Here is a 26,992-nt window from a genome sequence, read left to right as displayed (position 1 = left end):
GTGAAGGACCTCCGTGTCGGGAGGGTGAAGGCGAGGTGCAACAAGCCCCGGTGGTCGGGAGTGTCGCAGGGGGTCAGCGCTCGGGCTTGGGGGGCCGCTGCATCAGCGCGGACGCGGCCTGGTCGAGCGTGACCTTCTCGCGCAGCAGTTCGGAGACGATCTCGGTGATCGGCATCTCGACGTCGTGGGCGGCGGCCAGGGCGAGGATTGCCTCGGCGCTCTTGACGCCCTCGGTGGTCTGCCGAGTCGCCGCGGTCGCCTCGGCCATGGTCATGCCGTGGCCGAGGTGGGTGCCGAAGGTGCGGTTGCGGGACAGAGGCGAGGAGCAGGTGGCGACCAGGTCGCCCAGGCCGGCGAGCCCGGCGAGGGTGGCCGGGTGGGCGCCCATCGCGGTGGCCAGCCGGGTGGTCTCCGCCAGTCCCCGGGTGATGAGCATGGCCTGGGAGTTGTGGCCCATGCCCATCCCGTCGGCGATGCCGACCGCGAGGGCAATGACGTTCTTCACCGCGCCGCCGAGCTCGCATCCGGTGACGTCGGTGGAGGTGTAGGGCCGGAGGTACGGGGTGTGGCACGCGCGCTGGACGCGGTGGGCGGCGTCCTCGTCGGGGCAGGCGATGGTGGCGGCGGCGGGCTGGCCGGCCATGATCTCCCCGGCCAGGTTCGGGCCGGACAGCACCGCGACCCGGTATGCGGGGATGCCGGTCACCTCGGTGATGACCTGGCTCGCCCGCAGCCCGCTGCCGATCTCGATGCCCTTCATCAGCGACACGATCACGGTGTCGGGGCCGATGTGCGGCGCCCAGGCGGCGAGGCTGGTACGCAGGGACTGCGCGGGAATGGACAGCACGAGGAAGTCCGCACCGTCCAGCGCGGCTGCCGGATCGGTGGTGGCCGTCAGCGTGTGGGGCAGCTCGACGTCCGGGAAGTACCCGGGGTTGCGGTGCGTGGTGTTGATCGTGTCGGCGATCTCGCCGCGGCGGGCGTGCATGATCACGCTGGTGCCCGCATCGGCCATGATCTTGCCCACGGCAGTGCCCCAGGACCCGGCCGAAAACACCGCCGCACGGACGTGGTGCTGGTTCACTGCGGGGTCCTCTCGCCGGGCGCGTGCCCGTCGCCGGTCTGGCGGCCGGGCCCGGCCATCCTATCGACCGCCGCCGGGGCTGCCGGGTCTTCCGGCAGGCGGCGCAGAGTCAGCAGGACAGCCCGCCTTCCGCGGAGCTTGGGCAGCATCTGATGTGCCTCGCGGAGCATGTTCTCGGCCGGGGCCTCGCCGAGCTCGTGCCTCAGCTGATCGGCGTGGGCGACCCACAGCCGGTAGACCCGCTCCCACATCGCGGGCTCGCTGGGCCGCTCGTCCACATGCTCCTGCGTCATTCCGGCGGCGGCGACCGCCTCGTGCCACGCCGGGTCCGCACCGCGCCTCAGCGCGCGGGTCACCATCAGTCGGCCGCCCGGGGCCAGGACGCGGCCGAGCTCGTGCAGCGCCGCCCCACGGTCGGCGGCGCGCCCGAAGGCGTCCACGCACACGATGCCGTGGGCGCAGCCGTCGGGGAGGCCGGTGTTCTCCAGCTCCGCAACGCGGAAGACGGCGCGGTCGGCGGCCGGGCCGAGGAAGTGGGCACGCCGGGCGGTGGCCTGGGCGGCGGCAACGGGTGAGAGGTCGAAGCCGTCCAGACGGACGGCGAGGGCGCGGGCCAGCCACAGACCGATGCCGCCGGCTCCGCATCCGGCGTCCACGAGGAGCCGACCGGGACGCATCCGCAGCCGCGCCGCCAGGAGCCCGAGCAGGGGCCAGTCGCAGGAGCTCGAGGCCGCGACCTCTACCGGGTAGTCCTCGCCCATCGCCTCGGCGTACAGGCGGGCGACCAGATCGGTACGGGCGCGGGCAGCGTGGAAGGCGTCGTACTGGGCGGAGCGCACTTCGCTGGGCGCGGGTGCGGCGCCGGGCGGCGCCGTGGTGGTGGCATTCATCGGGGCATTGACCTCCTGATCCGGGAGCGGGTGCCGGGGCAGACAACCTGCACGGCGTGAACGGGGGCGCCCTGGGCGGACAGGTCCATGGCTACCGGATCGTGTCCGGTGACGCGCGCGACCTGCCGGGCCACGGTCCCTACCTGGTCGGCGAAGCCGCGGGCTGCCGGGGCGAAGCGCGCCGTCGCCTCCGTCCACGGCGTGAGACCCGCCCTCTGGGCGGGGCGGAAGGATGTGGTGTCGAAATTGCCGGGGTCGGCGGGGAGGTCGTCGCGGGTCCCGGCGATGGCAGCCAGGCGGGACTGCGCGGCCTCGGTGACCGCCCGCGTGAGCGCGATCCCCGGATGGCTGTGGCAGCCGCCGCCGGCGAAGACGACCGGGTAGTCCTCCGACCACACGTAGGCGACGCACACCGGCAGCCCGTACGGGCCGCCCACCAGGGCGATCTCCAGCGCCATGCCCGCGGCCGCGAGCCGGGCGATCACCTCCCGGCCGAGCGGGTCGTCGACCGTACCGGGGTCGAGCAGCGTGCGCCGCGCTCCGCCGGCCTGCGCGTCCCGGTACAGCACGTCGCGCTCGACCACCTCGAACAGGGCGTGCAGCAGCGCCTCGTCGCGGGTGTTGCCGCAGGCGAGACCGGTGCTGGTCGCCCGCCACACGTCCGGGGTCCAGGCGGGTCGCTGGCCGCGGCGACGGACCAGGTCTACCGGCAGCAGCGCCTTCGCCCCGCTCAGCAGGCCGGTGCCGGGCGTCCACTCGCACAACACCCGGGCGAGGGCGCCTTCGGGGTACGGGGCGGTGGTCGGCAGGGCGGTCACGGGGCAGTCGGGGGCGACCTCGGCGGCCGGGCCCACCGCGGCGATGGGCAGCGGCTGCTCGACGTGCCACAGCTCGATGGCCTCCATCACCGCCGACAGCTTCGCCAGCAGCGCAGTGGCGCCCTTGCCCTGCGACGTGGACAGGGTCTTCGACGCGGGCCGGATCGCCGTCCACACCGGCAGCCCGATCACGTCCAGCCCCGTCAGGTCCGCGACCCGGGTGATGCCGAACTCCTCAAGGCGGCTGGTCACCGCCTCCCACGTCTCCTCGGGCGTCCGGGCCCGTACGGTGCCCGGCAGCGCCACCAGCTCGTCAACGCCCACCGCGGTCCGTCTCCGTCCTCTTCGTCTCTTCAAGGAACCCTGGTACGAACCGCTTGGCCGCCTCGACCGCGCTCGCGGCCCGGACCAGTCCCCGCGCGGACGCCTCCGCGTCGAACTCCCGCTCGCCGCACCGCCACAGCCCGAGCAGGAGGTCACGGGCCACCTCGTCGCGGACCGCCGCCGGGGAGAATCCGGGCCGGCTTCGGCGAGTCCAGGCAAGGGCATCGGCGTACGCGGCGACCGCGCGCCGGTCCTCGGCGGTCTCGCCGGCCAGCAGCAGCGCCACGGTCTGCCCCTCGCGCAGATCGGGCTTGGGGTGGAACACACGGTCGGCGGGCAGCACCCCGCCGCACGCCTGGGCCAGGCGCTCGGCGAGCGGCAGCCCGGGCCCGCCGTCGGCGGGGCGGAGGGAGAGGTGTTCGAGGTAGGCCGCCCACCTCTCGCGGAACGCGGGGTCGAACACCTGCTGGTAGACAAGGCGGTCCTCGGTGGACAGCACCATGCCGTCCACGCGGCTGTGCGCGGAGGTGTTGGACCAGCGGCGGAAGTAGGCCGTCTCCCACACGGGCGGCTCGATGACGACCCGTTCCGCCGAGATGCCGTCGAGCGCGGAGCGTACGGCGGCGATCGCGTCGTCGCGCTTGAGGTCGCCGAAGTGCCGGTCCCGCTCACGTTGTCTGGTCAGCCAGTCAGCGAACGCCCTCTCGCCCTGGCGGCGGCACACGGCGCGTACGGCGGCCCAGGTGCGCTGCGGGTAGTACACCGCGCGCAGCGCTTGAAGGAGCCCGGCCGCCCGCTCACCGTCCAGGACGCCGTCGCCGACCGCGAGCTGAAGGACGTGCCGGAAGTTAACCAGCGGCCAGGTCACCGCACCGAACTCCCCGTCCGGGGCCTGCCCGACCGCGACCTCGTCGTCGCCGTCGATGTCCCCGCGGACGTAGGCAGCGTAGATGCTGCCGACGCCGAGCATCCCGCACGGCGCCAGCTCTGCCGCCCGCAGCGCGCCGATGCTCGCCGCCCCGATCACCCCGACCCCCTGGCCCATCGCGGCCAGGATCTCTTTGTGCCGCAGCGCCGGTGCCTGGTGATACACCCCGTCGACGAGCACCACCGTGTCGCCGCCGCAGATCGCGGTTCCGAGCAGGTCGCCGTGCCGCGCCGGCGGCAGCACCCGCAGGCCCGGCGCGGCGAGTACGGGGTCCGATGCCGACAGCGTCGGCCCGACGTACACGTGAATCACTGCTGCCTCCTTCACGGTGAAGTGCGAGGGGCGCCCCTCCCCAGGGCCACGCAGGGCCCACGAGACGGGAGGGGCGCCCAGGTCAGGACGCGGACAGGCGAGGGAGGACTACTCCTCGTCCTCCACGTCGACGGCGACCACCACGGTGCCGGTGATCTCCTCGGTCCCCTCCACGGACGCCGAGGTGCTGGCGGCGGCGATACCGGACTTGGACTGCTCCACGGTCTTCTCCTCGTTGCCGATCGACGACGGCGCGGGCCGTGTGCCCGCAGCCGGTGGTGCTCCGGGCCCCGGGGCTTCGCGCCCCTCAAGCCCGCCTGCCCACCCCTGGCCGAGGCGGGAAGCTGGTGGTGTTCAGCCCTGAGTGAGGGTGCGGTGGTCGGCGACGATCCACTCTGCGCCGCCGTCCTCGGGGCGCAGGAAGATCGCGCAGTCGGTGACGCGCCGGGTGGCGGGGTCTTCCCACTCGCCGATGAACTGCACGATGCCCCGGCGGCCGTGACCGCCCTCGTCGACGGCCGCAGTGCCCTCGGTAAGCCAGTCGGGCAGCTGCCGGTGGGAGACGGGCCGGTGTGCGGTGTTCATGACGCAACCTCCATCGGTCGGGCTCCAGCAAGGGTGAACTGTGCCGACCCCGTCACGGAGGGGCATCTTGAGGGGCATCATGGGCCCATGCCGATCGGACAGCTGATCCGTGATCTGCGATTACTCAAGCACTGGACTCAGGTCCAGCTCGCCGAGCAGTTAGCCATTTGTGCAGGTGAACCCGCTGGCGCGCCGGACCGGGACGCGGTCAAGCGGTGGGAGACGGGCAAGGTCATCCCCGGCAAGTACTGGATCGGGCACCTGTCTCGCGTACTGGTCGTCCCTGTCGCGCAGTTGGAGGAGGAGGCTAGGCTCGATCGCGTGAACCGACGAGGCTTCCTGGGACTGTCCGCCCTGACCGTCACGCACGGCGCGCTCGCCACCGAGATGGCGGCCAGCATCGCCGGGAGCGACCCGGTCCCCCTGGCCCGCGTCCAGACCACGCACGGCGCGGACATCGTCACCGCCTCCATGGCGGACAAGGCGTCCACCGTGCACCTGCGCCGGTGGATGCTGGACGGCGATGTACCGATCCTGCGGGTCAACGCCGCGGGCATCCTCGCCAAGCTGCCCGGCCAGGGCCAGGCTGACCAGGTCGCCCGCGTCCTCGCCCATGACGAGGAGGTCCGCCACCTCTACATGACGGCCGTCACCTCCCGCGTGTGCGCCGTGGACTGGACGACGGCCGGCCGAATCGCCTCCCAGCCCGCCACGTACGGCCACCGCGCGGACTTCCTCGCCACGCGCTTCGCCAGGGAGGCCCTCAACCCCCGGGACTCTGGCGCCCGATGGTGCTCCTCGGTCATGCTGCGGGAGCTGAGCCCCATGATCGGAGGGAGTCCTGCATGATCGTCTTTGAAGTCCCCGCCGGCGAGCTCATCGACGAGCTGAACCGCCAGGCCGCTGAGGCCGGCATCACCGACGCGGCGATCGTCTCCCTGATCGGGGCGGCGGACTCCTTCACCGTCTCGACCATGCCCGAAGGCGACGCGCTCCAGGACACCATCACCAAGTACGACCTGCCCGGCGAGATGACCGGCACCGGCGAGATCCGCAACGGCTTCGCCCACATCCACGTCGTCATGGGCGTCGAGGGCGACCGGGCCATTGCCGGACACCTCCATGAAGCCCACATCGGCACCCACTTCGCCCGCGCCTACGTCATCCCCGTCGGCTGACCCCGCGTTAGAGTGCCCGCAGTCGGCCCCGGCGGCGCCCTTCCCCCGTGGGGCGCTGCCGGGGCCGACGCAGCGGCCGCTCTCGCCCCCCCCGGAGCGTCCGGCCTACGCGAGCGGGGCGTTGGCGCCGGTGAGGTCTTCGAGCACGCCGGGGTCGAGCTCCACGGCGCGATCCCGCAGGCGCATCTGCTGCGCGGGGGTCAGACCGAGCTCGTCGTCGAAGGCGAGGCGTTCGAGGGCGGCGGCGATGTAGCCGGGCGCGGCTGCCGCCAGGGCCTGGCGCATCGCCTCGCTGGCAACGTCTGCTGCGGGCAGGCCGGCGGAGTAGTGCGCGGAGATGCCGTATGTCTCGGCCGCCCGCGTGTTGATCCGCTCCAGAGCGGCCTGCACGTTGGTGTCACCCGGATCGGCACGCAGGACGAGATCCACTTGGTCGCGGCCGTTTGCCGCAGCAGTCACCGGCCGGAGACCAGACGTAGTCGGCCGCTCGGGGGCAGCCTCCTGCACCACCTCGGCGGCCGGGGTGTCCTTGGGCCTGCGTCGCAGCTTCTCCTTGAAGCGGCGCGCCCCGTCCTTGAGGTACGGGGCGGCGGCCTCCACGGCGGCGGCCGTCACGATTCGAGTGACCTCCACCGCGATGTCGGTGGCGCAGTTGAGGAGGAGGTTCCTTAGGCCGTCTTTGTAGCCCTCGTCGTACCGGTCGTCGGCGTCGAAGAGTTCGGCCTGGGCAACGAGCGAGTTGTCCCGGTCATCGCGGGCGGTACCCCGCATGCCGCCGGAGGAGACACGGGAACGGTCGAGGTGAGTGCCGGCCGGGAACTCGACCAACATGAACTTTCGATTCGGCTGCTGCCGTTGATAGTTGGACATGATGGAACTGTAGGGGTCCGCACCGACAGAGCGACCGTTTTCAGGGATCGCCATCAGTCGTCGCTGAGGAGGTCGTCTACCTCGCCCTCGCTCCGCTCGAGTGCCTCGCCCGTACCCCCTATCGTGCCGGCCCTCCCGCGTTCGGCGGCGAGGAACGTGCCTGATGTGCCTGCACAAGCCATGAGCCTGTGACCAGCAGTAGCACTTGACAGATGCAGATAAACCCCTCCGTCCGCTTCGTCTACGGCCTCATCGACACGGCCGCGTCCCCGGAGAACAGCCTGGTGGGGGTGCTCACCCTGGGCATCCCGACCCAGGTCGCCGTGCTCACTTCGATGTTCGGTCGGCTCACTCCTTCTGCGCACCGCTCTCATATATCGACCCACTCGTACCGCTCCCCGAGATCTTTCCTGTAAGGCATGGCGGGAGAGCCGACATTGATCGACTGGCGACCGATGGCATGACTACGCAAGGTAGTTGCGGTGGTACATTCCGTTTGTGATTCGTGCTGGAGGGCTTGTCACTGAGCTCCTGAGGGTGGAGGTCGCCGACTCGCTGGCCTATTGGACGGTCCTCTCGGGGCCGACCCTCGATGTCGTCGAGGACGTGGACGACTTCCTGCGCCACTTGCGGTTCGGCCGGGCCCGCGAGGAATCGACGACGAAGACGTACGCCGGCCACCTCAGGCGCTTTCACGCCTGGTGCGAGGAGAACACGCTCACGCGTTCAACCGCAGCCGTCGAACTGCCGCAATACGTCATGCAGTTGAGAACCACGCCACGACGGACCAGCGGCCGCAACCAGGGGAAGACGCCACAGGACTCCACCCTCGCCCCCGCGCTGGCGGCCGTGCACGGCCTGTACCTGCACCTCGCCGACATCGGACAGGTCGGCGAGAGGGTGGTCGACGCCCTGTTCGTGACCGTGCCGCGGCCGCAGGGCGATGGGAGGCTCGTCCTCAAGCCGCGTCTGCGCGTGGATGCCCGGCCCAGCCATGGTTCGGGTCGGCCGCTGGCGGCTACTGCTGATGAGTTCGCCGCGCTTCTCCAGGCTGCCACGACGGCCCGGGACCGCTGTATGGTCGCGCTGCTCGGTGCGTGCGCCCTGCGTGTGGGTCAGCTCGTCTCTCTGCGCCGGGAGGATGTCCACCTTGTGCCGCCGGGGACCGTCATGCCCGGCTGCCCGTACGTGCTTGGTCCTCATCTTCACCTGATGAAGCGCGACGGCCACCCGCGGGGCGCGGCGAACAAGAACCGCAGCACCGTCATCGTGCCCGTGCCCGACCCGGTGACGATGCTCTACGCGGACTGGATGCGCGAGCGGGCTACCGTCCCCCATGCGCAGAGCAGTATCTGGGCCTTCGTCTCGTTCCCCGGGCCCACCGGTGAGCCGGGCGGCCAGGCCCTCGGCACTCGGCGCGTCCAGGACCTCCTCGCCGGCCTGGCGAAGGACGCGCGGATCCGGCACGTCCATCCGCACATGGTGCGCCATCTCGTCGGTGAGACTGCCGCCGACCTCGACATCGCCCGGGATGTTCTCCAGCGCCTGCTCGGGCACGACGACCCGCACAGCCAGGACGTCTACCGCAACGCGCCCGCGGCCAAGGTGGCCCAGGCCGCCCAAGCGGTCAACGACAAGCTCTACGGAGTGACATGACAGCCCCCGTCGTCTCCCCACCCAGTCTGCCGCTGGACGTCGGTCCCGGGCCGGACTGGGACTACCTGGCCCTGCACGGCTTGGACCGCGCCGCGCTCCTGCTGCGCTTCCCGCTGGGAGTCGACTGGCACTCCCTGCGCTCCTGCCGGCATCCCGGCTGCGATCGCCCCGCTTCGACTGCGCCGTGGCTGTGTCAGCGCTGCCTGGCCGGCTGGCGCCGGGCAGGCGCACCCGCCGACGTCGACGGCTGGTGCGTCGCCACGCCCGCGCCTCCCGTCCGGCGCACCTACGCCGAGCGCTGGTGCCGGGTGGGCTGCGAGCGCACGGCGGAGGCCAGCGGGCTGTGCAAGAGCTGCGCGCGCGAGCGCCTGGCACGGGGGCTGACCATCGAGCAGTACCTTGCCAGTGGCGTCCGCCCCCGGCCGAGCTTCGGGCCGTGCCTGGTCCGGGTCTGCCCGCGTACCGCGGTGATGCGGCGCACTCAGCTCTGCAATCCCCACCAGCGGCAGTGGTCCAAGGCCGGCCGGCCCGAGCGCGGGGCCTGGGCGCTTGCTGCGGCCGCGGTCTACACCGCCATCGACGAGGTCCCCCTCGGCGACCTTCCGCCGACGGTCGTCGTCCAGGTCCTGCGCGGCTACGAAGCCCAGCTGCGCCAAGGCGGCCGCATCTCGCCCGGGCAGGTCAAGTCGGCGGTGCGCTGGCTGTGCGACCACGCGGTTAAAGACCTGGTCGACGCCGATCTGCCGCCCAAGGGCGGCACTACCACCTACCTGCGGGTCTGGCAGCGGACCCTCCCGCTGCTGGATGCCGACCCGGCAACGGAGCACACCCGGAGCCTGATCAGGCTGTCCGTCCTCAACCCCCGTTACAAGGGCGGCACCGTCGACCTCCGCGACGTCCAGGCGCCCTGGCTCACGCACCTCGCCCAGCAGTACGTGCTCCACCTCGCCGCCGTCGGTGCCTCCCCGGCCCGGCTGAACACGGTCGGCTATGCGGCGCGGTGGTTCGCGATGTTCCTGCGCACCCTGCCCGGCCAGGGACGCCGGCCCGGCGATGTCGGCCGCCCGGGCCTGCACGCCTACCTTCGCTGGCTGGCCCAGCGGGCTCGCGACACCGACGACTACCGCCAGCTCGGCGACGGCGACCCGGCACGGCCCGTGATCGCCGAGCGCCTCCTGCCCGCGCTTCAGGGCAAGGGGCCGTTGCTGGTCTCCCCGCAGCGGCACTGCCAGCTGGTCAGTACGCTGCGGGACATCCTCGAACACGGTCGCTCCTGGCTCGCCGAGAATCAGGCGGCCGACGTGCACCTGCTGGAGCGGGACGTCCCCCCGTGGCCGGAGCGCGACGACACGGACAGCGAGCTGGAAGGCCGATCCCAGGACGCCCTGCCGGAGACGGTCTTCCTCCAGCTGATGGACGAGCGGCATCTCGCACTGCTCCCGGACGGCACCCGCCGCAACTACATCGAGCTGACCATGCGGGTGGGCCGGCGCCCGTGGGAGATCCGGCATCTGGAGTTCGACTGCCTCCAATGGCACGACCTCGACATCGAAGACCCCGACGGGACAGTGCGCCGCCGCTCCTATCCCTTCCTGGTGTACTGGATGCAGAAGGTCCGCCGGCGCCACAAACTCCCGCTCCACCCCAGCGACGCCGAGGTCATCACGCGCCAGCAGGACCACCTGCGCGCCGCGTACCCACACCGGTTCACCGATTTGGGCCGGCCCCGCTTCGAGCGGATGCTGCTGTTCCCGACCCCGCGCCTGTCCCGGGCCAACGCCTCCGGCGAGCGGCCCTACGACAGCAGCTCGGTCGGCTACTGGCTGGCGACCTGGCTCGATCAGGCCGACATCCTCGACGAGCACAACCAGCCCCTGAATCCCGGGCGGGTGTTCGCCTACGCCTTCCGCCACACCTACGCCCAACTACGCGCGGATGCCGGCGTGCCGCTGGAGATCCTGCAGGTCCTCATGGCTCACCAGGACCCCTCCACCACCCAGGTGTACTACCGCGTCTCCCACCCCAGGCGCGTCGAGGCCGTCCGCGCCATCGCAGCCAAGTTCCAGTTCGACCTCACCGGCGGCCGCATCCGCGCCCGCTCCCCGCAGGACGACCTCGCCGACCGCATCCGGGCCGGCGCCGGCTCAGTACCCGTTCCCGCTGGGCAGTGCCACGAGATGAACAACATCCGCGCCGACGGCCGCGGCTGCCCGGTGTACTACCGCTGCTTCTCCTGCGCCTTCTACACTACCGACTTCACCCACCTGCCCGAGCTACGCCAACTGCGCGCCGGCAAGGCAGAACAGCTCGCCACCCTGGAAGCCGCCTACGGCAGCACGCTCACACCCGGCCCCCTGACCGCGACCAACCTCGACCTGCTGCGCCTGGAGATCAAGCAGATCGACGAGCTCATGGCCAAGTGCGAAGCCGACATCGGATCGCTGACCCAGGACGAACGCCGCACCGTGGAGTCCTGGCTCCACAGCAAGGACAAGTACCTCACCGTCATCCCGGTGGCGGCGGTTCTGGCCGGACGCCAACGCCTCCAACAGCCGACCCTTGACCCGATCCTCCTGGGCGGAGCCCCCACATGACGCCCTCCGTTCCGCCCCAGGCCAGCCCCGCCCGCCACACGGCGGCCCTCGACGCCGGCCGAGCCGCCGCCGTGCAACGCCGCCGGGCCGACAGCGAGCAGTGCCGCCAGCGCGTCCTGGACATCCTCACCGCGATGCGCAGGAACCATCAGAGCCTGTCGGACGCGGAGATCACCCGGCGGGCCCGGGTCAACCCGCAGTACCTGCAACGACACCGCGACCTGAAGGCGGACGCAGAGGCCGTTCGCGCCCACCTCGCCGCCGACCGCCCCCGCGCGCAGGCCGCCGCCGCTGCCGGTCGGGAGGCGGCACTGATGATGGAGAACCGGATGTTGCTGGCCCAGATCGCGGACCTGCGCCGCGACCTGGAAACCGCGCGAGCGGAGCTGCGGGCCGTTCGCGCCAGAGACCTCGCCGCGAACGCACGCGGCGACCTCGCCTCCCGCCCGACGCGAGACACCGAGATCGAGGCACTGCGCCGCGGACGGGACGCGGCCTTGGCCGCAGTACGGCGCGCAGAGGCCGACCTTTTGGCACAGCGAAATGTCGTCCAACGCCTGATCGCCGAGAACACCCGGCTGATCGGGTCGGCGGGACCACCAAGCCTCCCCGGCTGAGCCGCCCGCGACGGTGGGGCGCGGCCCGCAGCTGCTCCCGCCGGGCAGCACGCCGACGAGCCGCACCAGGACGAGGGGGACCCACGGATGCGCGCGCACGAGTCGACCACCGCTGCGACACGACCGCCGTGATGAGCAGGCAGCCCAGAGCGTCATGCTTTTCCGTATCGTCTCTACGCGCGCGTGCGAGGAACCGGGTTGCCACCGGCGGCTGTAGCGCCGCTCCGGGCCCCGTGGCGGACGTCGGTCAAGGCCTATACCGCACGCCGAAGAGGACCCCGCCGACGACTGCGTCTGGGAGGAAGTCATTCAAGAACCGGAAGAAGAAGATGCCGAACTGTTCGTCTGTGATGGTGCCGGTGCCGCGGAAGAGCTGCTTCACGTCCTGGGGCTCGATGTCCTTGTTCCAGAGTTGGGCGAAGCGCAGGACCTCGGGCTCGCTCAGCTCCTGATCCTTCTCGGTGTTCATGAAGCGGAACATGGTCCTCTTCAGATTATGGAGCGTTGCGTCGTTCTCTACGACCAGCTTGCGCAGCATCAGGGTGAACTCGTGCTTGGGCAGGCTCTTCTGGTCGGCTTTGAGCATGGACAGGGACACGGCGTTGAACATGCACTCGGCCCAGAAATCCAGATAGGCGGACTTGAGGTCTCCGAACTTTCCCACATCGTCGGGGTTGAACGAGTAGGCCTTGGCGATGCGATCCAACTGGGGCTGGAGGTCGGCGAACCAATCCAGGGCACCGTCCTTGTTGGTGTCGAGAGCGTCGAAGAGCTTCTCGTGCCGGTCGAGCACAGGGTTGTCCATGTCCACGGGCAGTCCTCTCAGCGGGAGGGCGACCCCGGCTGATGCCGGGATTGGTAACACCCGATTCAGACCTATCTGTATGGCTATCAACAAACAAGGACAGTACGGGCTAATTCACCCTTTCGTATGTCCGGTTGACTTGGCCGTCAGCATCAGCTCGAAGGCCCCCGCTCCCCGAGGCGAGTCCGGCAGGAGTGCCGCCGTGGTTGCAGTGGTAGCGGCCCTGGCCCCGGATGTCGGCATCCCGGGAGGTTTCTTCGCGCAGGGGTTCGAGTGAGGGCTCACCGCGGTTGCCGCCCCGATCCCGGCTGTCGAGTACGCACTGGCCACGCCCCCGTGGGGCGACCCGCGGGCGAAGCTGCTGACCGGCGAGGCGTGGGAGCAGGCCCGGCCCACCGTGCTGGCCTCGCTCGGCCTGCCGGCGGACGCCGCCGAGCACCTGGCCGCCCGGGCCGCGCTGCTGGACGGCACCTACCGTGAGGTCGCCGCCCGGCTCCCGGCGAACGCGCGGATCAGCGCCGACGGCGACGGGCGGCTGCACTTCGCGGCGCTGGAGCCGGAGGCCGAGCCTGCCTCGCTGGTGGCGCTGCGGAGCGCGGTGAACGCGATGCTGCCCCGGGTGGACCTGCCGGAGGTGCTGCTGGAGGTGTTCTCCTGGACCGGCGCGGACCAGGCGTTCACCTCGGTGACCGGCGGCGAGGCCCGCCTCAAGGACCTGCCGGTGACGATCGCGGCGCTGCTGGTCGCGCACGGCTGCAACGTCGGCTTCACCCCGGTGGTCGGCGGCGCGGACGCCCTCAAGTACGGGCGGCTCTCGCACGTCGACCAGACCTACCTGAGGTTGGAGACCTACCGGGCCGCGAACGCGGCGCTGATCGACGCCCAGGCGTCGATCCCGCTCGCCCGTGCCTGGGGTGGCGGCCTGGTCGCCTTTGTGGACGGGATGCGCTTCGTCGTGCCGGTGCCCTCGGTGTACGCCAGGCCGAACCCGAAATTCTTCGGCAGGCGGGGCGGGGCGACGTGGCTGAACCTGATCAACGACCAGGCCGCGGGGCTCGGCGGGAAGGTCGTGGCCGGCACCCCGCGCGACTCCCTGTACGTGCTGGACGTCCTCTACGACCGCGACGGCGGCCGGCGCCCGGAGATGGTCGTCACCGACACCGCCTCGTACTCCGACATCGTCTTCGGCCTGCTCACCCTGGCCGGGTTCGCCTACGCGCCGCAGCTGGCGGACCTGCCCGACCAGAAGCTGTGGCGCATCGACCGGAGTGCCGACTACGGCGCCTTCAACGACGCCGCCCGCGGCCGGGTCGACCTGGAGCGCATCGAGCGGAACTGAAAGGATGTCCTGCGGATCATCGGCTCGATCCACACCGGCGCGGTGCGGGCCTACGACGTGATCCGCATGCTGTCGCGCGACGGCCGCCCCACCGTGCTGGGCGACGCCATCGCGCACTACGGCCGGATCGCCAAGACCCTGCACATCCTGCGCCTGGCCGACGAACCGTCCTACCGCCGCCAGATCAAGGCCCAGGCCAACCTCCAGGAGGGCCGCCACGCGCTCGCCCGGAAGATCTTCCACGGCCGTGCCGGGCAGCTCTACCAGCACTACCAGGAGGGCATGGAGGACCAGCTCGGTGCGCTCGGCCTGGTCCTCAACGCCCTGGTGCTGTTCAACACCCGCTACATGGACGAGGCCCTCAACCGGCTCCGCACGGAGGGCTTCGAGGTGCGTGACGAGGACGTCGCCCGCCTCTCGCCGTTCGTACGGCACCACGTCAACATGCTCGGCCGGTACAGCTTCCTGCTGCCCGAGATGCCCGGAGGGCTGCGGCCGCTGCGCGACCCCGACCGGGCCGACCACGAGGTGTGAGGAGTACGGAGGGCGAACGGTGCCCCACGCCGCACCCGTCATGCCGGAGTCATGCCCTCAACGGGCTGGGGCCGTCAGGAGGCTTCGGCGGTGCGCCGGATGTGGTTGTGGATGTAGTACGAGCTGCCGTCGGGAAGGAGCTGGAACGCCTCGGTGAACTTGCGCGCGGTGCCAGCGTTGGTGAACGACCCGGTGACCTGGACGAGGATGGCGGCTGCGTTCTGGGACGCGGGCTGGGCGTCGATGGCATCCACCTGATGGGTCACCCCTCCCTTGAACGCCGCCGGCAGAACCTTCATGATCTCGACACTGCCCAGGCTTGGGCTCCCGTCCCAGGTGAGCATCGAGGCCTCCCTGTACAGGGGTTCCAGTCCCACGCTTGCGGTGTCGAAGGTGGAGTAGAAGTGGTCGGCGAACTGCTTTGCGATGTTGTCAACGTCAGCACTCATGACACAAAGAGTAGCCGGTTTTCAACTTAAAGTGACGCGCATGGGCTGGGTGTCGGGCTGGGACCCCAGAACCGCAAGAGCGCACGGGAAGACGCGAGTTCACCGATCGCGAAGGGGTGAAGCGCCGCCGGGGCGCAGGCGGTGCCCCAATCCTACGGCGGTGCTGCCGGGTGGGCACGGCCGGGGACGGGAAGACCACGATCCTCGCCCGGCACGAAGCCGCGGCGCTCCGCACACCAACAGCTCGGCTTCGCGCTCCAGATGTGCACGGTGCGCTACATCGGCCGGTTCCTCCCGGACGGCCGTCCGCCGTAGCCCCCGAGCAGCCGGAACCACCCAACTCTAGACACTGTAAGTAGCTATATGATGACAGGAAGTAGTCCGCGTGAATGGAGGCCCCATGCCCACCGACGTTCAGCTCGACCGCGTCCAGGAGCGCTTCACCCTCTGGGACGTCAACGGAGACGGCCGGATCGACCGCGCTGACCTGGACGCCGAGGCCTGGCGCATCCTCCAGGCGTTTGGCGAGAGCCACGGCACCCCGGCCGCCCGTACGCTGACCGACGCCTATGTCGGACTGTGGGGTTTCTTCGCCGGCAAGGCCGGCGTCGATGAGCAGACCGGTTCCCTGACCCTCGAGCAGTTCAGCCTCGTCGCCCAGGAGTACGTCCTGAACAACGGCGACGCGGGCTTCGCCCGGTACGTCCAGCCGGTCATCCAGGCCATCGTGGAGCTGGTGGACGTGGACGGTGATGGGCAGGTCAGCCCCCACGAGTTCACGTCCTGGCTCGACGCCGCCAACGTCCAGGACATCGCTCCTGAGAAGGCGTTCGCCCAGATCGACGCCAACGGCGACGGGCAGCTCTCCGTCGACGAACTGGTCCAGGCCGTCCGCGCCTACCACCTGGGCGACATCGACGTCCCTCTGCTCGGACGCTGACCCCTGCCGCCAGGGCCCCGCACGGCAGGTGCCTGGGCGGCCGGGCCTCACATCCGGGGCGGGGAGGGGCGTCGCTACTCTTCGAACCTGCCTGACCTTTCGGGCCTGTCTGCTCGTTCGAAAACACAGTCGGGTCCGGGCGAGAGGATCGCCTCCACCCCGTCTTCTCCCCGGACGCGGTACGGCGGCTGTCCATTCGCCCCGAGCACCCCAAGGATTTCCACCATGCGCCCCTCCTTGCCGCTGCCATCATGGGACACCCAGTAGCGGTCCCCTACAGACGCGTTCACCCGCGTCTCCTTCCTGGTGTGACGAGCTGGCGAGCCGACCTCGCCGACACAAGCCGTTCCCATGTGGGGAGTGCGCCAGTCCGGCGGCCCCCCGATTGGGGGAAGCTCGACGAGACCGACCGGGGCCATCCGTCCTGGTACCCCTCCTTGGGGTGTCCACGTCGCGGAAGGGCCGCAGGCCCTGGCCGGGGCCGCTGCCGGTGATGTCGAAGAGGCAGCAGCCCAAAAGATTCACGTGCCGGTTCTTGAGGAGGAGAGGCGGGCGACGTCCTCGTCCTTGCCCAGGGCCGAGATCGAGTGCACCGCCTAGCCGCAAACAGCGCGAACGCGTCTCGCCCTCGTCGTCCTCGTCGTTCTCGTCCAGCTCTGGCCCGTCCGGGTCGCGCAGCGGTCGCAGGGAGCCGACGGCCGGGACGCCGGCGGTGAAGCTGTCGTCTTCTCGAACTACACCAGTTTGCTGGTGGGATTCACCAGCCGGGCGTACTCCACCGCGAACTGGCCGTCGTCGACTTCGTGCTTCAGGACCTCGGCACGACGAGCACCGACCTCCTGCTGCAGCCGCGCCAGCTGTTCTTCGATCTGCTGCTCGATGCTGCCCACCGACTCGCTCCCCGCAGTACGACGACGCGCCGACCGGGCAGTTCCCCGCCGACGGCGACCGCCAGCCGTCAGACCGGTCGACCGCACCCGCAGCTGCCCTTGGAAAGCCGTGCGGCGCGGCGGCGGACGCCGGAGACGACGGCGCGGGCGTGGCCGGTGAACTGAAGAGGCGATCTGCCCCAGTCGCGTTCGGCAAGTGCCTTGGCTTTCCAGGAAACGCTCGCCTGACCGTGGGCGGCCACTGCGGTGACGCACCGTCCGGGACGCCGGCCATCCCGGCGTGGGACTGCGCGTCTGCCTGGACATGCGCCAGTCGCCCAGCTGAACCGTTCGCCGGAGTCCGGCTATCGGGCGAGGATCACGGTAATGGGGCTGTCGGGGCACCGGCCGAGCTGGTCGGCCAGGGCGTCGCGCTCGGCGGAGTCGACGGTCAGGCCCCAGCGGGTCTTGTCGGCCACCCAGTCGGTGACGTACTGGCAGCGGTATCCGGCGGCCGGGGGAAGCCACGTGGTCGGGTCCTGGTCGGCTTTCGACCGGTTGGAGGCCGCCGACACCGCGATCAGCGCCCGCGCGTCCCCCAGATCATTCGCGTAGGCCTCCCGCTCGGCTGCGGTCCAGTCGTAGGCGCCGGAGTCCCATGCCTCGGCCAGCGGGACCAGGTGGTCGATGTCCAGACCACGCGGGCCGTTGAGGTAGCGGTCGTCGTAGGGCGAGTACCACTCCCCTCCGGACAAGGCGCAGCGCGGCCCCTGTTCAGGCGCGATGACGGCTTCGTCCTTCAGGACCTCGGCGCGGGTGTTGCAGCCGTCCTTGTCCGCGTCGACCCAGTGCTTGAACTTCGAGCGCTCGTAGCCGGTGCGGTCTTCCACCCGCACCGGCAACTCGTCGAGGGCGTCACGCACGGGCAACGTCACCGTCTCCCCCGCCGCGGGCACCCGTGGTGGTTCGGCGGCCGCGGTCGCGGTGTGGGCGGTGACGGGCAGGAGCAGGGCGGCAAGTGCGGTGGCCGCAGCGTAGGCGAAGCGCATGGGGTCAGGGGTCCTTTCGAAGATCCCGAGTGTCGAGTTCTTCGTAGTGGGCCGCCCTGGCAACACGCCCGGGAACCGGAGGCGTTGTCACCCGCGCGAACGGTAAGTCACACCACCGCGCCTCGCACCGATCTGCCGCCCCTGAGGTCAGGAGACGGCATGGGCGTGCGCGGTCCGGTCACCCACGCGGTGACCGGACCGCCTCGTTCACGCCGCGCCGATCCTGTCCGAACGGGTGCCAAGTCGACGCGACTTACCATTACTTGGCCCACGCTGTAGTTGAGGTTGATGGTGCGCTATCGCCCTACGGGGCCCCTTTGTCCACCGGGCACACCGTGCCCGAGGCCTGGTCGGCGGTCAGCGGCGGCGTGCTCGTCTGTCCGGCGCGTAGCAGTCCGCGGCGGGCATCGAACGCCCGCCTCATCCACTTCATGGCGGGAGGCCCAGGTCGGCCGGGGGCGGGCGTACCACCACGGGGCGCACCGTCACTGGCAGGGGCCGTTCCGCCCGTGCCGGTGACGGCGGTGGTGGGCGGGGTGGCGGGGCGCCTGTCCGCACCGTTCCCGGCTGGGAGCTCGCCCAGTTCTTCGACGGCGTCGCACCACAGTCCCAGGTCGCCGGCGGCGCTCAGCTCGGCGGAGCGGGCCAGGGCGCGGCGGGAGGCGCGTTTCCAGGTGTCCGGGTCGCGCAGGGAGTTCAGGGCGTCGATCCAGGCGGTCGGGTCGTCGCGGTAGGCGAAGATGCCGGCCGAGCCGAGGGCTTCCACGAGGCCGGGGGTGGGGTGGGCGATCACCGGGATCCCGGAGGCGAAGGCCTCCACCGCCACCCGTCCCCACGACTCGTACAGGCTCGGCATCAGCACCACCCGTGAGCGGGCGTAGACGTGCTCGCGCATCCGGTGCCCGGGCACCGAGTCGACCACCTCGCAGTTCGGCAGCCGTGGCGGCGGCATGACCTGCTGGCCGTAGGCGCCGCGCACCCCGCGGAAGTGCCAGTCGGGGCTCCAGGCGGCGATCTGCCAGAACAGCTCCCCGCCCTTGTCCGCGTTCAGGTTGACCAGCGTCACGCAGTCGCCGGGCCGGGTGCGGTACTCCTCGGCGAGCACCGGCGGGCGCACCACGATGCTGCGGCGGGGCAGGAACTCCTTGGGGTAGCGGGCGTAGTAGATCTCCCCGTCGCGGCGGATCCACTGGCTGTTGTAGACGACGAGGTCGGCGCCGGCCGCGTTGTGGAAGCTTCCCTCGAAGTTGTCGTGGCAGATCACCACGATGGGGATGCGGCCGTCGCGGCCCAGGCCGGCGACCAGGGGGACGTTCTCGTAGTGGGAGACCAGCACATCCGCTGTGCGGGCGTGGGTGGCGAACTCCAGGCCCTGCTGGAAGGGGACGACCCGCACGCCGTCGATGTCGTAGCTCTCGTGGGTCTTGCCGGGGTGGGACAGCCACACCTCCACCCGGTGGCCTCGTTCGGCCAGCGGGCGCAGCATGGAGTGGAGCATCCACTCCGAGCCCGCGTTGTGGTCCGGCGGATACCCGTACACCCGCGCCACGATCAGCAGGCGCCGGGAAGCCGCTGCTCCCGCAGCTGGCCGACAGGGGCTTGGCGCTGTCGGCCGGCCCAGTGGCAGGAAGTCCCCCAGCAGGGAGCGGGAGGCCGCGACCAGGCGCAGCAGCGGCGCACCCGACCGGGCCGGTTCCCGCGGCTGGGGCTGCGGCTGCGGGGCGGCGGCCGTGGTGAGCGAGGATGTGGCCGGCCAGGGTGGCGGTCCCGTGCCTGAGGACGGCCAGGGGGCGGGCAGGCGCCCGGCGTCCCTGCTGTAGAGCATCGCGGCACGTCGGCCCGCCGGTGCCAGGGCCTGCCCACCGGATTTCCTGCCGTCAGTCACACGGTCCCCTCGTTGAAGATCGAAACGACGGCACGAGGCACACGGCAGCACCGCGATCCGGGTCGCGGCGATCCCGCCCTTCTCGGCAGCTCTTTCCTGCGCCGCACCCACACCAGCGGCCTGCCGGAGATCTGCCGTGAGCAGGTGATGCGCACACCCGTACGCACCGGAACTCACCGGGACGGCAGGTGGTACCGGCGCGTTCACCGGCGCACTCGTGAACGGACACGCTCCGGCGCACGACTCCGGGACCGGACGGGGTCGGCCAACCCGCCAGCCAGGTGTGGTCGGACCGCGCCGCACAGGCTCTTGCACGCCTGCCCGTCTGGCTCTGTACATGAGAACGGGTTCTGGCACAACTTCTGTGGTGTGGACGGTCGCACCTCGTCCAGGATGTTGCCGTGCTCGCATCCTCGCAGTTCAGGCAGATGGACGGGGTGCTGAAGGAGGTGCTCGCAGGCGAAGTACTCGACCGTGCGTTGAGGCCGGTCACCTCAGGCAGGCGCCGCTCGGAGCCCTCGTATGCTCATCGAACGCTCGCTGAGTGTCCGTCTGAGATCCCGGCTCGTTGGTGGTCCGTGGGTGTGCGGGGCATGCTTTTGCGTGGTGGAGCCGCCTTCGGCGGCTCCACCACGCCGGGATGAAGCTCAGGGTGAGGACTGCCGAGGGCCCGAGGTGGGGTGAGGGTGGCCGGTCAGGCCCTCCTTGACCAGCTGGCGTGAGGGCCTTTGCACGTAAGCCGGCGGGTCATCAGGGTGATGAGTGCCCAGGTCAGGTGGGCTTCTGAGTACTGCGGGAGGCGTTCGTAGTCGCGGACGTTGCGGCGGGCTTTCTCATGGCGCCGCTGTCGTTTCACACAGACCTCGGCATGCGGACAGGGTCACACGCGGTTGAGGGTGCTGATGACCGGGCCAAACATGCCGGTGAGGTAGATGCCGGGGAGGCTGATGCCGCCCGTATTGGGGGCCTTGGTCGGCGCCTTGTAGGGGGCGATGGTCCACTTCTGGCCGGAACCGCCTTTTTCCTTTCCGACCAGCCGGCCGTCGTCGTCGGTCCAGTAGGTCTGTTCCGACGGCACGGTCTTGCTGTCCGAGGCAGTGATGTAGGTGCCGTCGTAGTCCCAGCGGTAGGTGCTGCCCCGGTGGCGGAGGGCGCCGCAGCCGTACATCCGCGTGCGCGCACCGACGCGGCTGACCGGCTTGGTGATGCCCTCCGTGGCAGCCAGGGCGAGGTAGGCGCGCATCTCCTCGGCGTGGCTCCTGTCGGTACCGCCGAGCCTGCTGGTGTCGTCGAACGCCAGGGACGCGCACCGGTCGTTCCACCTCGCCACGCCCTTGAGCGGGGCCCATCGCTGCCACGCCCGCACCGGCGTTTCCGCCTTGAGTGCCTTGACCAGGTCTTTTTCGTCGTCTTCCATGGCTTTCAGCGGTTCTTCGAAGTCTCCCACCGCGTCGATGCCCTTGAGCCACCTCAATACCTGGTCCCCACCGGAAAACTGAAGCGACCTGAGCTGCCTCTCCAGCATGGCGGCCTGCTGCTGCGGCTCGGCGTCTTCCATCTTCTCCTCCAACCGCTGCACGGCCCACACACCTCTCAGCAGTCTGCGCTCCACAGAGCTCACCAGCTCGTCCTTGGTCAGCGCCCTGAATGGTCCCCCGCCGACCGAGACTTTCCAGCTGTCGGCGTCCCTGTTCGCTTTCGTCAGGTCCTCCGCCTTGTCCCTGACCCCCTCCATCACCTTCCCGGCCTGGGATCGCATCTGCTCCAGCAGCTTCGCCTGCCGGCCGTTGAGCTGCTCGATCGTCCCCTCGAACTGCGCGCCCTCCAGCTTCCAGTACCTCAGCTCTTCTTCGTAGTCCTGCGCGGCCCGGGTCTTCCATGCCTCGGGGATCAGCGCGTCGAGCCGCTCGGCGGTGCCACCGGTCGCGTCGTTGAGCCTGCTGGCATACCCCTCGCGCAGGGACTCCTTCTCCCGCTCCACGGCGAGCGAGTCGCTGTACATCCACACGCTGTACTCGCCGATGTTCTGGTGCTTGTCGACCGCGGTACTGGCGATCTGGTTGAACGGCCGACGCTCCAGTGCGTCTTCGTGGTACCGGTAGTACCAGGCGGTCGCCTCGCTGCCGTCGTTTTCCCCCAGCTCCACGCTCGGGGGCACGGTCCGGCTCAGCAAGTACTTGGTTCCTTCCTTGTAGTCGCTCAGGTCCACCGACTCCCCGAGACGTACCCGCAGGCAGCGACCGGTGTCCTGGTTGACGATGGTGAAAGGGCCCTCAGGAAATTTCGACATGATCCCAGTCTCTTGCCGCACCCCCGCCCACCAGTACGGGCTTGCCGCGAGACATCCGAAAGAGCCAAGTTTTACGATCATCAGTTCAGGCCCGCGAGAGCGTCGTCGAAGACCTGCACCGCCCCCGCCGCGGCAACTCCTACCGATGCCCAGCCGGCCTACCGAGGTGCTCACACCAGGCGACCTGCGCATGACAGGCGCGAACGAGGAGCGTGCGCAGCGCATCGAAAGCCGTCCGCACCCCTCTGAGAAAGCCCTGTGACATACAGTCCACCTGCGGCGTTCGTCATGGCGTCACCATGACGGAATCCAGTGACACCTTCGCCCGCCACGCCCGCGTCCGACACCGCGACGAGCACAACACCGCCGAACGGCGCAGCTCGACCCCGACCGTCCGCCCACGCCCGCACACCGGACAGAGCGCTCTTTGGCCCCGCTGCATCTCGGTCACCCGCCAGCGGGCGTACTGCAAGGCTCGCCAACGACTTGACCTGCACCTACCCGAACAGAACACCGTTGCCGCCGACTTCGTCGTCGGCAACGGCACCCCGCACTCCGGGCAATACCGCCGCACCACCCGCCCGAGCCCATACAGCCAGCATCACGGCCCTCAAGCCCTACGACCAGGGGTTCCAATCAGTACTGAGCAGATGAGGCTCTCCCGAGATGCGGTCAGAGATGACAGAAGGTCAGATGGGGACGAAGAGAGGAGCTCTGCCGATGTCTACCCCGAGGACGTGCCCGCTGACGTTGTGTGAGCGTGTGGTGCCGTGGAGGCCGATGGCGGTGGAGACGTTTGCCTCGGGCATCCCGGTTGTCGGCCCATCCCATTCCCGGGCTTGTCGAGTCCCTGGGGGAAGCCGGGGTCTTCGCCCGCCAGGACGACCTCGACGCATGGGTCCATGCCCTGGTGTCTCAGCGCAACCCGGACGACTGGTCCGGGCCTCCCACCAGGCCGGGCCCCGCTCCATCGAACGGGGTGCAGCCCGCGACCTCGACCTTTGGTGTGACGCCACGGAAACGCCGGCGATACGGCAGATCCCCCGGCATCGCGGCCTGGGCGTCAAACCGTGCCTGTGCCTCTCACGCCGCCACAGGACATTCGCGAGCCACGAAGACCCTGACGATCAGCAACGGAAAGGACGGTCCGTCATGGCCCAGGAAGCCCTTCTTCCCACCACCAAAGTCGATCTCCTCATTGAGCCCGCCGGGGTCGAGCCCCGCGCGGCCATTGCCCACTCCACGAGCGCACCCCTCGCCCCCTACAGCCACATCCGGCGCTTCGACTACACCGGCGGCGTCGTGAACTTCACCGTTCCCCCCGGCGTCACCCGGATCAACGCCCGCTGCTGGGGTGGCGGGGGCGCCGGAGCCGGCCGCGGGGGCGGGGGCGGCTTCGCCACCGGGGACATCGCCGTCGAGCCCGGAGAGACCCTGCGGGTCGTTGTCGACCTGGGAGGATCCCCGGACGGCGGAGGCGGAATGAGCGGCCTCTACAGCCAGCGGCTGGGGCAGCCCCTTCTGATCGCCGGAGGAGGCGGCGGGAGCGGAAGCCCCAGAACTCCGGCGGGTGGTCACGGCGGCGGCACGAGCGGGTCCAACGGGCAGACCAGATCGGTCGGCGGGTTGGCGGGGACGGCGGCGCGTGGGGCATCGGGTTCGACCGGTGGTGCCGGTTCGTCGATTACGGGCTACCACGGCGGGGGTGGCGGCAGCACCGGCCAGAAAGGCGGCCCCGCCATCGGGCTGATCGGACACCATGGCGGTCAGGTGCCGATCCCGGGCATGGGGGGCGGCGGGGGCGCATGCTACGGCGGCATGACAGGCGGAGGCGCCGGCTATGCGGGGGGCGGCGGAGGAGCCGACTGCGGCACCACGAAAGCCGCCTGGTACGCCGGTGGTGGGGGCGGCAGCAGTTTCGTGGCCGGCCCGGGTGTCACCGACGGGTCCACCCTGGCCGGCAACGGCTCCCGGGCAGGCGGCAAGGACGACCCCCTGTACCAGTCGCCTGTCGGCGACGCAGCCCAGCACGGTCAAGTGGTGCTGCAGTGGACGGGGTTCACACTCACGGCCGGCGGACCGCCGGACGTGGAGCTGGTGCAGGGCGGACCGGCCGGATATCCGGGAGTGCACGTGGAATCCTCCACCGCGTTGGAACCGGTGTCGGTGACCGTGGCTCTCCCGCCCGAGCGCGGCTTGCTCTTCGGTTCCCAGACGCTCGCCGACTACCAGCTGACCGTGCAGAACGCCGACGCAGACCAGACTCCGTATGCGGGGCAGCTCTCCGGGGACGGCTCGGCGCTCGTCTTCGCGGACGTGGACCTTCAGCTGCCCGGCACGTCGGTGATGTGGGTCGCTGTCAGCGCCGGCCACGACGCCCCGCAGGGTGCCAGCAGCCTGACCTTCACCGTCGGCGGAAAGCCGTCCCCCTCCACAACGGTCGTCGTCGCCCCAGCCATCACCGTGTCCCCGGGCGGCGACCCGGTGACCGCGGAACGCGGAGGATCCCCCCGCTACCCGGGCGTGGAAGTACGCAACAACGGAACCCAGGACATCCCCCTGCACACCGTCACCGCGACTCTTCCGGCCGACACCGGCCTGCGATTCGGCACACCGGACAACCCCGACCACCAGCTGACCGTCATGAACGCCGACGGGAACACCACCCCCTACATGGGAAGCATCTCCCAGGACGGCCAGACGCTGACCTTCACCGACGTCGACCTGGACATCCTCAACGACGGGACACTCTCGGTCCTGTGGATCTGCGTAAGCGCCTCCCCAGACACACCTCCCGGCCCCACCACCGTCGAGTTCACCGTCGGCGGCCGCACCTCTGCCTCCACCGCAATCGAAGTCATCTGAAGAACACGCAGCCGCCCCCGGGATCGCCCGCACCGACGGACGATCCCGGGGCCCCGTACGCCCGCATCAGTGCCCGGCTTCCTCCGCAATACCCGTGCCCCACCTGCCCGCATGGCGCAGAAGAAGCAGAAAACGCTGCCGCCGACGGTGCCGCTGCCGCACACCAAAGCCCTGCACGACCTGCGGCCTGCGACCCCAGCCAGCCCTCTGACGCAGCAAGCGCTGCAGGCAGACCCGCACAGGTGGGCTCACCAAGCGGGTGCGGTCAGTCGTCGTGCTTCGCTGGCCGACTGCGCTTCTTTGACGGCACGTCCTGGGCACCTTCCCGCGTCTCGGGCGCCGAACGCGTGCGCCCGCGCCCCTGTTCCGCGGCCGGCCGCACGTCCTCGTGCTCGCTCTCCTCGCCCTCGCCCTCGCCCTCGCCCTCGAGCTCGAGCTCGAGCTCGAGCTCGAGCTCGAGCTCGAGCTCGAGCTCGGGCTCATCGTCGCGCGTATCGGACACGACCCTTGCCTGCCTTCCCGCGGTCGGGGCCGCGCTGGTCGCGACCCTCCGGGAGGCCCAACGACGTGGCGCGCGCGGTGTCACGCGCCGCGTCGTCGCCCCTTCCTGCGGGTAGCGCCATACGAGGCACAGGCGGGGCGGCGCGCTAGGAAGGTGTCACCATCTGTCGCCAATCAGGGCGATGCTGCGACGGAGCGCTACTACAAGAAGGGGCAAGTCCATGTCCGTCCTGCGAGTAAGCAACCTCCCCTCGGACACGACCGAAGAGGCACTGACGACCGTCTTCGCGGCAGAGGGCATCACCGTCCTGCGCTGCGACATCACGAGGAGCGGCAAGGACGCGTTCGTGACTCTCAACTCTGGGCAGGACGCAGAAACGGCGATTCACCAAATCAACGGCATCCAGCTCGGTGGCCAGACTCTCCGAGTGGCGCACGCCCCAAAGCAGCAGGCAGATTCCCCCTATGGCGCCGGCCGCTACGGCGAGTAGCCGGACCAGACCCAGGGAACCTCTGGCTGGGGTGGTCTTGCCCGGGCAGAGGTAACCATGCCCCGACCCATCCCGCCCATCTCCGAACCTCTGGTGATTGGCGGCGTCGGTGGCTCCGGGGACGCACCCGAAACGGGCAGTGGCCTCTCCCCATCCCGTATGGCACGGCACAGCCGCCGCCTACAGCTTTTCCGCCCGTACTCGGCGAATGCGGCCTGCGTCACCGAGCGTGGCTGGGTGGCCCCCGCGCCGAGCATCCGCACATCCGCAGCGGGTCGTAGCCGCCGCGCCCGTGTGCTAACCACCGAGATCGTTCTCAGCGCCAACCGCTGTACCGGGGGGCGACCGTACGGCGCGGCCAGGGCTACATCCTGCGCGTCACCGCCGTCCCCGCCGTACACCGCCAGCTCCCACTGCCAGCCGCTCGACGACGCCACGGGAGTCCCAGCGGTCCCGGCCCAGCGCAAGGCCCGCCGTGAGCAGGAGAACCGGGTCAGTACCCTCACACCCTGACCGTGATCGTTCTCACCGAGAAACCGCTGTACCGATGTTCCCCGAGGCCGTTGTCGAGATGGCCCAGGCCGTTCCTCTCGGGTCAAGTGACTCGTTGTACGGAGGAGGCGGCCCGACAGCGGGACACGCCAGCAGGGGTTCTAACAGAAGGAGAGGCCATGGTTCCCGACGAATTGAGGTACACGGAACAGCACACGTGGGCGGCCAGGACCGGTGACGGCACCGTCAGGGTCGGGATCACGGACTACGCCCAAGTCCAGTTCGGAGAAATCGTCTTCGTACAGCTTCCTGAAATCGGCAGGAAGGTAACGGCTGGTGACACGTTGAGCATGGTGGAATCCACGAAGGCGGCCACGGACATCTATGGCCCGCTGTCAGGTGAGGTCGTGGCAGTGAACTACGCCCTCCGTACCGCTCCCGAGACCATCAACACAGAGCCGTACGGCGACGGCTGGCTGGTCGAGATCAAGCTGGATGATCCAGAGTCCTTCACGGGACTACTGGACGCGCCTTCCTATCGCGAGAAGCTCGCCGAGGGCTAGGCAGTTTCGTTTGGATCACCGGGCGGACCAGAGGAAGATGCCCGCGATGTGGAGTCCGGCCAGG

At 70.2% G+C, this 26,992-nt stretch carries 24 protein-coding genes and 3 pseudogenes; 13 read left to right on the top strand and 14 right to left on the bottom strand.

The window, feature by feature from the left end; translation table 11 throughout:
* Positions 1 to 73: 73 nt before the first annotated feature.
* From ABEB07_RS20115 to ABEB07_RS20095, 5 genes are all read right to left on the bottom strand, one after another.
* Positions 74 to 1,084 (bottom strand): NAD(P)H-dependent glycerol-3-phosphate dehydrogenase, encoded by a 1,011-nt coding sequence (locus ABEB07_RS20115; protein ID WP_345669606.1) that lies wholly within the window; start codon positions 1,082 to 1,084, stop codon positions 74 to 76.
* Positions 1,081 to 1,974: a class I SAM-dependent methyltransferase gene (locus ABEB07_RS20110; RefSeq protein WP_345669605.1), complete on the bottom strand. Its 894-nt coding sequence runs from the start codon at positions 1,972 to 1,974 to the stop codon at positions 1,081 to 1,083. The genes ABEB07_RS20115 and ABEB07_RS20110 overlap by 4 nt, the downstream gene beginning before the upstream one ends.
* Positions 1,971 to 3,116, bottom strand: coding sequence for a YcaO-like family protein (locus ABEB07_RS20105; protein ID WP_345669604.1), 1,146 nt, complete (start codon positions 3,114 to 3,116; stop codon positions 1,971 to 1,973). The genes ABEB07_RS20110 and ABEB07_RS20105 overlap by 4 nt, the downstream gene beginning before the upstream one ends.
* On the bottom strand, positions 3,106 to 4,356 hold the full coding sequence (locus ABEB07_RS20100; RefSeq protein WP_345669603.1) for a TfuA domain-containing protein: 1,251 nt from the start codon (positions 4,354 to 4,356) through the stop codon (positions 3,106 to 3,108). Before ABEB07_RS20100 ends, ABEB07_RS20105 begins: the two co-directional genes overlap by 11 nt.
* A 354-nt stretch (positions 4,357 to 4,710) precedes the next feature.
* A complete protein-coding gene (locus tag ABEB07_RS20095) occupies positions 4,711 to 4,941 on the bottom strand; it encodes a hypothetical protein (RefSeq protein WP_345669602.1) in 231 nt (76 codons plus the stop codon).
* Between the two features lie 87 nt (positions 4,942 to 5,028).
* Between ABEB07_RS20095 and ABEB07_RS20090 the strand changes: the two genes are divergently transcribed.
* Entirely contained in the window at positions 5,029 to 5,790 is a 762-nt protein-coding gene (locus tag ABEB07_RS20090) for a helix-turn-helix domain-containing protein (protein WP_345669601.1), read from the top strand.
* Positions 5,787 to 6,119 (top strand): PCC domain-containing protein, encoded by a 333-nt coding sequence (locus ABEB07_RS20085; protein ID WP_345669600.1) that lies wholly within the window; start codon positions 5,787 to 5,789, stop codon positions 6,117 to 6,119. Before ABEB07_RS20090 ends, ABEB07_RS20085 begins: the two co-directional genes overlap by 4 nt.
* 105 nt (positions 6,120 to 6,224) lie before the next feature.
* Here the strand turns inward: ABEB07_RS20085 and ABEB07_RS20080 are convergent, their stop codons facing one another.
* On the bottom strand, positions 6,225 to 7,043 hold the full coding sequence (locus ABEB07_RS20080) for a hypothetical protein (protein ID WP_345669598.1): 819 nt from the start codon (positions 7,041 to 7,043) through the stop codon (positions 6,225 to 6,227).
* Between the two features lie 158 nt (positions 7,044 to 7,201).
* Between ABEB07_RS20080 and ABEB07_RS20075 the strand changes: the two genes are divergently transcribed.
* From ABEB07_RS20075 to ABEB07_RS20060, 4 genes are all read left to right on the top strand, one after another.
* Positions 7,202 to 7,405, top strand: coding sequence for a hypothetical protein (locus tag ABEB07_RS20075; RefSeq protein WP_345669597.1), 204 nt, complete (start codon positions 7,202 to 7,204; stop codon positions 7,403 to 7,405).
* A gap of 121 nt (positions 7,406 to 7,526) precedes the next feature.
* Complete coding sequence (locus ABEB07_RS20070) at positions 7,527 to 8,645, top strand: tyrosine-type recombinase/integrase (RefSeq protein WP_345669596.1); 1,119 nt, start codon at positions 7,527 to 7,529, stop codon at positions 8,643 to 8,645.
* Complete coding sequence (locus ABEB07_RS20065; RefSeq protein ID WP_345669594.1) at positions 8,642 to 11,239, top strand: tyrosine-type recombinase/integrase; 2,598 nt, start codon at positions 8,642 to 8,644, stop codon at positions 11,237 to 11,239. The genes ABEB07_RS20070 and ABEB07_RS20065 overlap by 4 nt, the downstream gene beginning before the upstream one ends.
* Before the next feature lie 134 nt (positions 11,240 to 11,373).
* Positions 11,374 to 11,856: a hypothetical protein gene (locus ABEB07_RS20060; RefSeq protein WP_345669593.1), complete on the top strand. Its 483-nt coding sequence runs from the start codon at positions 11,374 to 11,376 to the stop codon at positions 11,854 to 11,856.
* A gap of 247 nt (positions 11,857 to 12,103) precedes the next feature.
* On the opposite strand, the gene ABEB07_RS20055 is transcribed toward ABEB07_RS20060, so the two are convergent.
* The gene (locus ABEB07_RS20055; RefSeq protein WP_345669592.1) at positions 12,104 to 12,667 is read right to left on the bottom strand and encodes a hypothetical protein; all 564 of its coding nucleotides are present in this window, start codon (positions 12,665 to 12,667) and stop codon (positions 12,104 to 12,106) included.
* Positions 12,668 to 12,995: 328 nt separating this feature from the next.
* Between ABEB07_RS20055 and ABEB07_RS20050 the strand changes: the two are divergent.
* Positions 12,996 to 14,534 (top strand): annotated as a pseudogene (locus ABEB07_RS20050) (Tn3 family transposase); the annotation flags it as partial.
* A 74-nt stretch (positions 14,535 to 14,608) separates the two neighbouring features.
* Here ABEB07_RS20050 and ABEB07_RS20045 read toward each other — a convergent pair.
* Positions 14,609 to 14,983, bottom strand: a complete 375-nt coding sequence (locus tag ABEB07_RS20045; protein WP_345669591.1) for a nuclear transport factor 2 family protein — start codon at positions 14,981 to 14,983, stop codon at positions 14,609 to 14,611.
* Positions 14,984 to 15,205: 222 nt separating this feature from the next.
* Between ABEB07_RS20045 and ABEB07_RS39245 the strand changes: the two are divergent.
* A pseudogene (locus ABEB07_RS39245) lies at positions 15,206 to 15,283 on the top strand (DUF4158 domain-containing protein); the annotation flags it as partial.
* Between the two features lie 100 nt (positions 15,284 to 15,383).
* A complete protein-coding gene (locus ABEB07_RS20040) occupies positions 15,384 to 15,923 on the top strand; it encodes an EF-hand domain-containing protein (protein WP_345669590.1) in 540 nt (179 codons plus the stop codon).
* 74 nt (positions 15,924 to 15,997) lie between these two features.
* Here the strand turns inward: ABEB07_RS20040 and ABEB07_RS20035 are convergent, their stop codons facing one another.
* Both ABEB07_RS20035 and ABEB07_RS20030 read right to left on the bottom strand, forming a co-directional pair.
* A complete protein-coding gene (locus tag ABEB07_RS20035) occupies positions 15,998 to 16,276 on the bottom strand; it encodes a DUF1918 domain-containing protein (protein ID WP_345669632.1) in 279 nt (92 codons plus the stop codon).
* Between the two features lie 381 nt (positions 16,277 to 16,657).
* Positions 16,658 to 16,813 carry a hypothetical protein gene (locus ABEB07_RS20030; protein WP_345669588.1) on the bottom strand — a complete coding sequence of 52 codons (156 nt, stop codon included), beginning with the start codon at positions 16,811 to 16,813 and terminating at the stop codon, positions 16,658 to 16,660.
* A gap of 256 nt (positions 16,814 to 17,069) precedes the next feature.
* Here ABEB07_RS20030 and ABEB07_RS39240 point away from each other — a divergent pair.
* A pseudogene (locus ABEB07_RS39240) lies at positions 17,070 to 17,138 on the top strand (hypothetical protein); the annotation flags it as partial.
* A 19-nt stretch (positions 17,139 to 17,157) separates the two neighbouring features.
* Here the strand turns inward: ABEB07_RS39240 and ABEB07_RS20025 are convergent.
* From ABEB07_RS20025 to ABEB07_RS20010, 3 genes are all read right to left on the bottom strand, one after another.
* On the bottom strand, positions 17,158 to 17,841 hold the full coding sequence (locus tag ABEB07_RS20025) for an HNH endonuclease family protein (protein WP_345669587.1): 684 nt from the start codon (positions 17,839 to 17,841) through the stop codon (positions 17,158 to 17,160).
* A gap of 304 nt (positions 17,842 to 18,145) precedes the next feature.
* Positions 18,146 to 19,381: a glycosyltransferase family 4 protein gene (locus ABEB07_RS20020; RefSeq protein WP_345669586.1), complete on the bottom strand. Its 1,236-nt coding sequence runs from the start codon at positions 19,379 to 19,381 to the stop codon at positions 18,146 to 18,148.
* 1,225 nt (positions 19,382 to 20,606) lie between these two features.
* Positions 20,607 to 22,016 (bottom strand): hypothetical protein, encoded by a 1,410-nt coding sequence (locus ABEB07_RS20010; RefSeq protein ID WP_345669585.1) that lies wholly within the window; start codon positions 22,014 to 22,016, stop codon positions 20,607 to 20,609.
* Positions 22,017 to 23,168: 1,152 nt separating this feature from the next.
* Between ABEB07_RS20010 and ABEB07_RS20005 the strand changes: the two genes are divergently transcribed.
* The gene (locus tag ABEB07_RS20005) at positions 23,169 to 24,881 is read left to right on the top strand and encodes a hypothetical protein (RefSeq protein WP_345669584.1); all 1,713 of its coding nucleotides are present in this window, start codon (positions 23,169 to 23,171) and stop codon (positions 24,879 to 24,881) included.
* Positions 24,882 to 25,146: 265 nt separating this feature from the next.
* Here ABEB07_RS20005 and ABEB07_RS20000 read toward each other — a convergent pair whose 3' ends face one another.
* Positions 25,147 to 25,383, bottom strand: a complete 237-nt coding sequence (locus ABEB07_RS20000) for a hypothetical protein (RefSeq protein ID WP_345669583.1) — start codon at positions 25,381 to 25,383, stop codon at positions 25,147 to 25,149.
* A gap of 220 nt (positions 25,384 to 25,603) precedes the next feature.
* Between ABEB07_RS20000 and ABEB07_RS19995 the strand changes: the two genes are divergently transcribed.
* A complete protein-coding gene (locus tag ABEB07_RS19995; RefSeq protein WP_345669582.1) occupies positions 25,604 to 25,873 on the top strand; it encodes an RNA-binding protein in 270 nt (89 codons plus the stop codon).
* Between the two features lie 671 nt (positions 25,874 to 26,544).
* Positions 26,545 to 26,928, top strand: a complete 384-nt coding sequence (gcvH, locus tag ABEB07_RS19990; RefSeq protein ID WP_345669581.1) for a glycine cleavage system protein GcvH — start codon at positions 26,545 to 26,547, stop codon at positions 26,926 to 26,928.
* The last annotated feature ends 64 nt before the right edge of the window (positions 26,929 to 26,992 follow it).

Origin of the sequence: Streptomyces similanensis, assembly GCF_039543625.1 — a bacterium.
GTDB lineage: Bacteria > Actinomycetota > Actinomycetes > Streptomycetales > Streptomycetaceae > Streptomyces > Streptomyces similanensis.
The sequence above is the reverse complement of the archived record's forward strand: the minus strand, read 5'-3'. Positions and strand labels throughout refer to the sequence as shown.